Consider the following 2,300-nt stretch of genomic DNA (forward strand, 5'->3'; position numbering starts at 1 on the left):
TGTTTACGGAGCATCATACAGAAGAGTGGGGGTTCACTCGGGTTGCTGACCGCTTCCGACGTAATGTGCATTCGTGCATACATGGCATTCGCAGAGGAGAGCAATAATACGTTTTTTCGCTCGGCCCGGACCTGGAATACTAAATCCAATGTATACGGTTGGTATACCTTATTGATCCGTCCTCCGACGAGCGGTTGGAGTTCTTCGACGACGCGTGTCGTCATCAATCCGTCAAAAGCCATACGATTACCTTCTTTCTTGATTTCGTTCTCACTTTCTAAAGGTAACAGAAATGGCATCGTTATGGTATGATAAAGCAGTCGAGCTAAAAAAGATGACTTGCGAACTTCCCGTCTCTACTGCTAATATGAAACAATGTGAAGTTTGTGAGATGGAGGGGTTTTGAAGTGATTTTCAAAGAGCGTGGCTTATTACTCGTATTATCAGGTCCAAGTGGTGTCGGAAAGGGAACGGTCTGTCGTGCCTTGCGCGAAGATCAGGATAACGATCTGCATTACTCGGTATCCTGTACGACGCGCCAACCGCGTGAAGGAGAAGTAGATGGTGTCCACTATTTCTTTAAATCGCGTGAAGAATTCGAAGAGATGATTGCGAACAATCAACTCTTGGAATATGCTGAATTCGTAGGGAATTATTATGGAACGCCTGTCGAATGGGTAAACCAGATCCTAGATGAAGGAAAAGACGTCATTCTCGAAATCGAAGTTCAAGGGGCCATGCAGGTCAAAGAACATTTTCCGGAAGCTGTCTTCTTATTCCTTGCACCTCCAAGCCTCCAAGAATTGCGGAACCGCCTCGTAGGGCGTGGAACGGAATCGGAGGAAGTCATCAAGCAACGTCTTCTCGTCGCTAAGGAAGAGATCGAGATGATGGATGCGTATGACTATGTCGTGACGAACGACGAAATTCATAAAGCCTGTGATCGAATTCAAGCGATCGTCACAGCGGAACATTGCAGTCGGGAACGTGTCGCGTCCCTATATAAAAAAGCCATGGAGGTTAAGTGATATGTTATATCCATCAGTTGATAAGCTTCAAAAGAAAGTGCCATCGAAATATACGATCGTTACAGTTGCCGCTAAGCGTGCGCGTCAAATCCAAGACGGGAAACGCGTGAGAGTCACGAACCCAAAATCGCATAAACCGGTCGGGAAAGCTTTAGAAGAGCTTTATTTCGAAGAAGTATCCGTCACGAACCAACCGCAAGACTAATTTTGAAGCAGCCACTTGTCATCGTGGCTGTTTTTTTCAATAAGGAGGACACCTACATGTTAACCAACCGAAACATTCTACTGTGTGTCGGCGGTGGAATCGCTTCCTATAAATCAGCAGCACTCGCTTCAAAACTCGTCCAAGCAGGCGCACACGTTCAAGTCGCGATGACGCGTAATGCGCAACAATTCGTCGGTAAGACGACGTTTGAAGCACTGACGCGAAAAGCGGTCTATGATGACGTCTTCATCGAGCATGATCCGTCAAAAATCGCCCATATCGATTTAGCGGACGAAGCGGACTTAATCGTCGTCGCACCAGCGACCGCGAACTTGATTGCAAAACTCGCGCACGGGATCGCAGATGACTTCATTACGACGACGATCCTTGCAGCAACGTGTCCCGTCATCGTCGCACCGGCGATGAATGTCAACATGCTCGAACATCCGGCGACTGTCCGCAATATCGAACAACTCAAGCAGGATGGTGTCCAGGTGATTGCACCGGGAGTCGGAAATCTCGCATGTGGTTGGGTCGGAAAAGGTCGTTTACCGGAACCAGAAGATTTGGTCGCAACACTCTCAACGTTCTTTGAAGAAAAATATCTAGCTGGGCGAAAAGTTTTGATCAGTGCAGGTCCGACCGTTGAACGGATTGACCCGGTTCGTTATTTGACGAATGATTCTTCAGGGAAAACTGGAATTGCGCTAGCAGAGGCGGCACGAGACGCAGGAGCAGATGTCACGCTCGTCCATGGTCCCCTTCGGATTGGACTACCGACCGGGATAGCGACGATTGCCGTCGAGTCGGGAGAAGAGATGCTTGAAGCCATGTTACGTGACTATGAGACGCAAGATATCGTCATCATGTCCGCTGCCGTAGCCGACTATCGACCGTCTATTCAATACGAGCAAAAGCAAAAGAAAATTCACGGACCATTGCGGATTGAACTCGAGGAGACGACGGATATTCTGAAGACGCTCGGTGAGCAGAAACAACATCAGGTATTAGTTGGATTTGCAGCGGAGACGACGGACTGTCTCTTATACACATCTCCGAGCCCACGA

Annotated in this window: 4 protein-coding genes; 3 read left to right on the forward strand and 1 reads right to left on the reverse strand. The window is 48.3% G+C overall.

What is annotated here, in order from left to right:
* A partial coding sequence (locus tag F8N00_RS17615) for an NFACT family protein (RefSeq protein WP_421018702.1) occupies positions 1–242 on the reverse strand: 242 nt, incomplete at its 3' end.
* A gap of 168 nt (positions 243–410) precedes the next feature.
* Here F8N00_RS17615 and gmk point away from each other — a divergent pair.
* The 3 genes from gmk to coaBC form a co-directional block, all read left to right on the forward strand.
* On the forward strand, positions 411–1,028 hold the full coding sequence (gmk, locus tag F8N00_RS17620) for a guanylate kinase (protein ID WP_174316772.1): 618 nt from the start codon (positions 411–413) through the stop codon (positions 1,026–1,028).
* A 1-nt stretch (position 1,029) separates the two neighbouring features.
* Positions 1,030–1,233 carry a DNA-directed RNA polymerase subunit omega gene (gene rpoZ / locus F8N00_RS17625; RefSeq protein WP_023468770.1) on the forward strand — a complete coding sequence of 68 codons (204 nt, stop codon included), beginning with the start codon at positions 1,030–1,032 and terminating at the stop codon, positions 1,231–1,233.
* A 56-nt stretch (positions 1,234–1,289) separates the two neighbouring features.
* Positions 1,290–2,300: bifunctional phosphopantothenoylcysteine decarboxylase/phosphopantothenate--cysteine ligase CoaBC (gene coaBC, locus F8N00_RS17630; protein ID WP_421018703.1), on the forward strand; the 1,011-nt coding region annotated here is incomplete at its 3' end.

It is taken from the genome of Exiguobacterium sp. A1_3_1, assembly GCF_048985645.1.
GTDB classification, from domain to species: domain Bacteria; phylum Bacillota; class Bacilli; order Exiguobacteriales; family Exiguobacteriaceae; genus Exiguobacterium_A; species Exiguobacterium_A indicum.